At 67.8% G+C, this 7,279-nt stretch carries 6 protein-coding genes; 1 reads left to right on the top strand and 5 read right to left on the bottom strand.

Annotated features, from left to right (window positions below; translation table 11 throughout):
• Positions 1 to 250 precede the first annotated feature (250 nt).
• Positions 251 to 2,089, top strand: a complete 1,839-nt coding sequence (locus tag ACFV2J_RS26340; RefSeq protein WP_385081469.1) for a glycosyl hydrolase family 18 protein — start codon at positions 251 to 253, stop codon at positions 2,087 to 2,089.
• 90 nt (positions 2,090 to 2,179) lie between these two features.
• Here ACFV2J_RS26340 and ACFV2J_RS26335 read toward each other — a convergent pair whose 3' ends face one another.
• From ACFV2J_RS26335 to atpA, 5 genes are all read right to left on the bottom strand, one after another.
• The gene (locus ACFV2J_RS26335; RefSeq protein ID WP_356270241.1) at positions 2,180 to 2,626 is read right to left on the bottom strand and encodes a DUF2550 domain-containing protein; all 447 of its coding nucleotides are present in this window, start codon (positions 2,624 to 2,626) and stop codon (positions 2,180 to 2,182) included.
• A 161-nt stretch (positions 2,627 to 2,787) separates the two neighbouring features.
• The gene (locus ACFV2J_RS26330; RefSeq protein WP_168530269.1) at positions 2,788 to 3,162 is read right to left on the bottom strand and encodes a F0F1 ATP synthase subunit epsilon; all 375 of its coding nucleotides are present in this window, start codon (positions 3,160 to 3,162) and stop codon (positions 2,788 to 2,790) included.
• Positions 3,163 to 3,292: 130 nt separating this feature from the next.
• Complete coding sequence (atpD, locus tag ACFV2J_RS26325) at positions 3,293 to 4,729, bottom strand: F0F1 ATP synthase subunit beta (RefSeq protein ID WP_385081468.1); 1,437 nt, start codon at positions 4,727 to 4,729, stop codon at positions 3,293 to 3,295.
• Positions 4,729 to 5,646, bottom strand: coding sequence for a F0F1 ATP synthase subunit gamma (locus ACFV2J_RS26320; protein WP_385081467.1), 918 nt, complete (start codon positions 5,644 to 5,646; stop codon positions 4,729 to 4,731). The genes atpD and ACFV2J_RS26320 overlap by 1 nt, the downstream gene beginning before the upstream one ends.
• A gap of 21 nt (positions 5,647 to 5,667) precedes the next feature.
• Positions 5,668 to 7,257, bottom strand: coding sequence for a F0F1 ATP synthase subunit alpha (atpA, locus tag ACFV2J_RS26315; protein ID WP_385081465.1), 1,590 nt, complete (start codon positions 7,255 to 7,257; stop codon positions 5,668 to 5,670).
• Positions 7,258 to 7,279 lie beyond the last annotated feature (22 nt).

Genomic DNA, 7,279 nt, shown 5'->3' with positions numbered 1-7,279 from the left:
GTCTCTTGCCTTGGGCGCGCGCGCTTTGTGACTCGCCCACACACAATCTCCCAGGACTTCTTCATCTTCTGCTTCCTCACCACACCCACCCACACCCCCCCCCCCCCCCCCCGCTTCCTCTCCACGGCAGTTGAGGCTTCAGCGCAGTACTGCGTTCACTGGTCCAGACCTATTGACCTATGGTCCAGACCTTTCTATTCTCACCGCACTGCGCTCAGTCATGCCCACGACACCCCCGAGGAGAGGCATCATGCGCTTCCGGCACAGAGCCCGACAGAAAACAGTGGCAGGTCTCACCACCCTGCTCCTCCCCCTCGCCGCCCTGGTCGGCCTCGCGAGCCCCGCCCATGCGGCCACCTCCGCCACCGCCACCTACACCAAGACCCAGGACTGGGGTACGGGCTTCGGCGGCCAGTGGACCGTCAAGAACACCGGCACCACCGCCATCAGCTCCTGGACGATCAACTGGGACTTCCCCTCCGGCACGTCCGTCACCTCGGCGTGGGACGCGGACGTCACCAACTCCGGCACCCACTGGACCGCCAAGAACAAGTCCTACAACGGCACCCTCGCCGCAGGTGCCTCCGTCTCCTTCGGCTTCAACGGCGCCGGCTCCGGCTCCCCCTCCAACTGCACGCTGAACGGCGCCAGTTGTGACGGCGGCACCACCGTCCCCGGCGACAACCCGCCCTCCGCGCCCGGCACTCCCACCACCTCCTCCCTCACCGACACCTCGGTGAAGCTCTCCTGGAGCGCGGCCACCGACGACAAGGGCATCAAGAACTACGACGTCCTGCGCGGCGGCACCAAGGTCGCCACCGTGACCGGTACGACCTACACGGACACCGGGCTGACCGCCGGCACCGACTACTCGTACACCGTCCAGGCCCGTGACACCGCCGACCAGACCGGTCCGGCCAGCGGCGCGGTCTCGGTGCACACCACCGGCGGCACCACCACGCCGCCGCCCACCGGCAAGGCCATCAAGCTCGGCTACTTCACCGAGTGGGGCATCTACGGCCGCAACTACAACGTCAAGAACCTGGTGACGTCGGGCTCGGCCGCGAAGATCACGCACATCAACTACGCCTTCGGCAACGTCACCAACGGCCAGTGCGCGATCGGCGACTCCTACGCCGACTACGACAAGGCCTTCACCGCCGACCAGTCGGTCAGCGGTGTCGCCGACACCTGGGACCAGCCGCTGCGCGGCAACTTCAACCAGCTGCGCGAACTGAAGGCCAAGTACCCGAACATCAAGATCCTCTGGTCCTTCGGCGGCTGGACCTGGTCCGGCGGCTTCGCCCAGGCCGCCGCCAACCCGGCCGCCTTCGCGCAGTCCTGCTACAACCTCGTGGAGGACCCGCGCTGGGCCGACGTCTTCGACGGCATCGACATCGACTGGGAGTACCCGAACGCCTGCGGTCTGTCCTGTGACACCAGCGGCGCCGCGGCCTACAAGAACCTGATGCAGGCCCTGCGCGCCAAGTTCGGCACGGGCAACCTGGTCACCGCGGCCACCACGGCCGACGGCACCTCCGGCGGCAAGATCGACGCCGCCGACTACGCGGGCGCCTCGCAGTACGTCGACTGGTACAACGTGATGACGTACGACTTCTTCGGCGCGTTCGCCGCACAGGGCCCGACCGCCCCGCACTCCCCGCTCACCTCGTACAACGGCATCCCGACGCCCGGCTTCACCACGGCCGACGCGATCGCCAAGTTCAAGGCGAAGGGCGTACCCGCGAACAAGCTGCTGATCGGCATCGGCTTCTACGGCCGAGGCTGGACGGGCGTCACCCAGGACGCGCCGGGCGGCACGGCGACCGGACCCGCGGCGGGCACGTACGAGCAGGGCATCGAGGACTACAAGGTCCTCAAGACGTCCTGCCCGGCCACCGGCACGGTCGCCGGAACCGCGTACGCGCACTGCGGCAACAACTGGTGGTCCTACGACACCCCGGCCACCATCGGCACGAAGATGTCGTGGGCCAAGACCCAGGGTCTGGGCGGCGCGTTCTTCTGGGACTTCAGCGGCGACACCAGCAACGGTGAACTGGTCAGCGCCGTCAACACCGGCCTGAGCTGACCCCGCACCCTCACGCATCAGCCGCCGCGGGCGGACCTCCGGGTCCGTCCGCGGCGGTCTTCCCGGTTCACGGACGACGACGGGCGACGGTCAGGCGACGTTCACGCGCTGGCCGGGCGGGGCCGCCTCCAGCCACGCGAGGAAACCGGTCAGCGCGTCCTCGCTCATCGCAAGTTCCAGCCGCGTGCCCCGGTGGACACACGTCAGGATGATCGCGTCGGAGAGCAGCGCGAGCTCCTCCTCGCCGTCCGGGGCGCGCCGGCCGGCCACCTCGATCGCCGACCGCTCCAGCACCCGGCGCGGGCGGGGGGAGTACGAGAAGACCCGGTACCACTCGATGCGGTCGCCGTTGTAGCGGGCGACGCCGTAGCCCCAGCCCTTGCCGCTGGTGTCGCTCTTCTCGGGCACGTCCCAGCGCAGGCTGCAGTCGAACGTGCCGCCGGAACGCTGGATGAGCCGGCGGCGGAGGCCGAAGACGAACAGCCCCACCACCACGAGAGCCACTACCAATCCGCACACAGTCAGAGCGAGGACCATCGACACCGACCTCCTCGTCTCCTAGGTAACGGAAAAGAAAAAACCTCCGCATTCGCCTCAGCCGCGGCCGGGGCCGGAATCATCCGGTCCCAGCCGCGGCTGAGGCAAAGCATCACTCGGCACTCCCCCAGTACCCTAAGGGTCCGGGAGGTGCCCCCGGATCAGCGCGCCGACACCGCCCGCAGTCGGACATCCGCCCGACGCTCGGCGGAGGCGTCGCCCTCCGCCTTCGCGCGCTCGAGCTCGCGCTCCACGCGCTGGACGTCGATCTCGTCCGACAGCTCGGCGATCTCGGCCAGCAGCGACAGCTTGTTGTCCGCGAACGAGATGAAACCGCCGTGCACCGCGGCGACGACCGTTCCACCGTCACTCGTACGGATGGTCACCGGGCCCGATTCCAGCACACCGAGAAGCGGCTGGTGACCGGGCATGACGCCGATGTCGCCGGACGTGGTACGCGCGACGACCAGGGTGGCCTCGCCGGACCAGACACTGCGGTCCGCGGCGACGAGCTCGACATGCAGCTCAGCAGCCAAGGTGGGCTCCTCGGGTCACCACCCGGCCGTTGCCGCCGGGTGTTGGGTCAAAGTCTAATGGGCGTACGGAGGGGGACGGGACACACCCCGCGAGGTGCGGCCCCGCCCCCCTCACTCACGAACACGAGGTTCAGGAGACGCCGAGCTCCTTGGCGTTGGCCTTGAGGTCCTCAATGCCACCGCACAGGAAGAACGCCTGCTCCGGGAAGTGGTCGTACTCACCGTCGATGATCGCGTTGAAGGCCACGATCGACTCGTCCAGCGGGACGTCCGACCCGTCGACGCCGGTGAACTGCTTGGCGACGTGGGTGTTCTGGGACAGGAAGCGCTCCACGCGACGGGCACGGTGGACGGTGAGCTTGTCCTCCTCGCCCAGCTCGTCGATACCGAGGATCGCGATGATGTCCTGAAGGTCCTTGTACTTCTGGAGGACCGACTTGACGCGCATCGCGGTCGCGTAGTGGTCCGCGGCGATGTACCGCGGGTCCAGGATGCGGGACGTGGAGTCCAGCGGGTCCACGGCCGGGTAGATGCCCTTCTCCGAGATCGGACGGGAGAGCACCGTCGTCGCGTCGAGGTGGGCGAACGTGGTGGCCGGGGCCGGGTCGGTCAGGTCGTCCGCGGGGACGTAGATCGCCTGCATCGAGGTGATCGAGTGACCACGGGTCGAGGTGATGCGCTCCTGGAGGAGACCCATCTCGTCGGCCAGGTTCGGCTGGTAGCCCACCGCGGAGGGCATACGGCCGAGCAGGGTCGAGACCTCGGAACCGGCCTGCGTGAAGCGGAAGATGTTGTCGATGAAGAACAGCACGTCCTGCTTCTGCACATCGCGGAAGTACTCCGCCATGGTCAGACCCGCGAGGGCCACGCGCAGACGGGTGCCCGGGGGCTCGTCCATCTGGCCGAAGACAAGGGCGGTCTTGTCGATGACGCCCGAGTCCGACATCTCCTCGATGAGGTCGTTGCCCTCACGGGTGCGCTCACCGACACCGGCGAACACGGAGACACCGTCGTGGTTGTTGGCGACGCGGTAGATCATCTCCTGGATGAGCACCGTCTTGCCGACACCGGCACCACCGAACAGACCGATCTTTCCACCCTTGACGTACGGGGTGAGAAGGTCGATGACCTTGACGCCGGTCTCGAACATCTCGGTCTTCGACTCGAGCTCGTCGAAGCGCGGGGCCTTGCGGTGGATGGACCAGCGCTCGCCCGAGTACTTCTCGTCGGAGTTCAGCACCTCACCGAGGGTGTTGAACACCTTGCCCTTGGTGAAGTCACCGACCGGGACCGTGATGCCGGTACCGCTGTCGGTGACCGCGGCCTGGCGGACCAGACCGTCGGTGGGCTGCATGGAGATCGTGCGGACCAGGCCGTCACCCAGGTGCTGGGCGACCTCCAGGGTCAGCGTCTTCTTCTCGCCGGCCTTGGCCGGGTCGGCCACCTCGACGTGAAGGGCGTTGTAGATGTCCGGCATCGCGTCGACGGGGAACTCCACGTCGACGACCGGGCCGATGACCCGGGCGACGCGGCCCGTGGCAACGGCCGTCTCAGAAGTCGTCGTCATTACTTGTCACTCCCCGCGGTCGCGTCGGCAAGGGCTGCGGAGCCACCGACGATCTCGCTGATTTCCTGGGTGATTTCGGCCTGGCGGGCCGCATTGGCAAGGCGGGAGAGCGTGGTGATCAAGTCTCCCGCGTTGTCGGTCGCCGACTTCATCGCGCGGCGCGTGGCGGCGTGCTTGGAGGCAGCCGACTGGAGCAGCGCGTTGTAGATACGGCTCTCGACGTAGCGCGGCAGCAGGGCGTCGAGGACGTCCTCCGCCGATGGCTCGAACTCGTACAGCGGAAGGATCTCGCCCGAGTCGGACGTCTCCTCCGCGACCTCTTCGAGGCGCAGCGGAAGCAGTCGGCTGTCGATCGCCGTCTGCGTCATCATCGAGACGAACTCGGTGTAGACGATGTGGAGTTCATCCACGCCGCCGTCCGCCGTCTCCTTCTCGATGGCCTCGATGAGCGGACCCGCGACCTTCTTCGCGTCCGCGTAGGTGGGCTCGTCGGTGAAGCCCGACCACGACTCCACGACCGTGCGCTCGCGGAAGTGGTAGTGGGCCAGACCGCGGCGGCCGACGATGTACGTGTCGACCTCCTTGCCCTCGGCCGCGAGACGGGCGGTCAGCAGCTCCGCCGCCTTGATGGCGTTGGAGTTGAAGGCGCCGGCCAGTCCGCGGTCGCTCGTGAGGAGCAGCACCGCGGAACGGGTCGCCGTCTCCGCCTCGGTGGTCAGCGGGTGCTTGGTGTTCGAACCGGTACCGACCGCCGTGACCGCGCGGGTGAGCTCGGTCGCGTACGGCGCGGAGGCCGCCACCTTGCGCTGCGCCTTGACGACACGCGAGGCGGCGATCATCTCCATCGCCTTGGTGATCTTCTTGGTCGCGGTGACGGATCGGATGCGACGCTTGTAGACCCGGAGCTGGGCTCCCATGAGTCAGGTCCCTTCCTTACGTCACTTGGCGGCGGCCGGAGCGTCCTCGCCGAGAAGCTTCCCGTCCGAGGTCTCGAACTGCTTCTTGAAGTCCGCGATGGCGTCCGCGACGGCGGTGAGGGTGTCGTCCGACATCTTGCCGCCCTCCTTGATGGAGGTCATGAGGCCCTGCTCCTTGCGGTGCAGGAACTCCAGGAGCTCCTTCTCGAAGCGGCGGACGTCGGAGACCGGTACGTCGTCCATCTTGCCGGTGGTACCGGCCCACACGGAGACGACCTGGTCCTCGGTCGGCATCGGCTGGTACTGAGACTGCTTGAGCAGCTCGACCAGACGCTGACCGCGCTCCAGCTGCGACTTCGACGCGGCGTCCAGGTCGGAACCGAAGGCGGCGAACGCCTCCAGCTCACGGTACTGGGCGAGGTCGAGACGGAGCCGGCCGGAGACCTGCTTCATCGCCTTGTGCTGGGCGGAGCCACCGACGCGGGAGACCGAGATACCGACGTTCAGGGCCGGACGCTGGCCGGCGTTGAACAGGTCGGACTCCAGGAAGCACTGGCCGTCGGTGATGGAGATGACGTTGGTCGGGATGAACGCCGACACGTCGTTCGCCTTGGTCTCGACGATCGGCAGACCCGTCATCGAACCGGCGCCCATCTCGTCGGAGAGCTTCGCGCAGCGCTCCAGCAGACGGGAGTGCAGGTAGAAGACGTCACCGGGGTAGGCCTCGCGCCCCGGCGGACGGCGCAGCAGCAGGGACACGGCGCGGTAGGCGTCGGCCTGCTTCGAGAGGTCGTCGAAGATGATGAGGACGTGCTTGCCGTCGTACATCCAGTGCTGGCCGATGGCCGAACCGGTGTACGGCGCCAGGTACTTGAAGCCGGCCGGGTCGGACGCCGGGGCGGCGACGATGGTCGTGTACTCGAGCGCGCCGGCCTCTTCCAGGGCACCTCGCACGGAGGCGATGGTGGAGCCCTTCTGACCGATGGCGACGTAGATGCAGCGGACCTGCTTCTTCGGGTCGCCCGAGCGCCAGTTGTCGCGCTGGTTGATGATCGTGTCGACGGCCAGCGCGGTCTTGCCGGTCTGACGGTCACCGATGATCAGCTGACGCTGGCCGCGGCCGACCGGGGTCATCGCGTCGACGGCCTTGTAGCCGGTCTCCATCGGCTCGTGCACCGACTTGCGGACCATGACGCCCGGGGCCTGCAGCTCGAGGGCGCGGCGGCCGGACGTCTCGATCTCGCCGAGGCCGTCGATCGGGTTGCCGAGCGGGTCGACGACGCGGCCGAGGTAGCCCTCGCCCACGGCGACGGACAGCACCTCACCGGTGCGGTGCACCGGCTGGCCCTCTTCGATACCGCTGAACTCGCCGAGGACGACCGCACCGATCTCGCGCTCTTCCAGGTTCAGCGCGAGACCGAGGGTCCCGTCCTCGAACTTCAGCAGCTCGTTCGCCATGGCCGAGGGAAGACCCTCGATCTTGGCAATACCGTCGCCGGCGACGGTGACCGTACCGACCTCCTCGCGCGAGGCCGCGTCCGGCTGGTACGACTGGACAAAGTTCTCCAGCGCGTCCCGGATCTCCTCCGGCCGGATCGTGAGCTCCGCCATCTGGGTTCCCTGCTCTCCTTGT

Source organism: Streptomyces sp. NPDC059668, assembly GCF_042734135.1.
Classification (GTDB): Bacteria; Actinomycetota; Actinomycetes; order Streptomycetales; family Streptomycetaceae; genus Streptomyces.
This window is presented reverse-complemented; position numbering and strand designations above follow the sequence as displayed.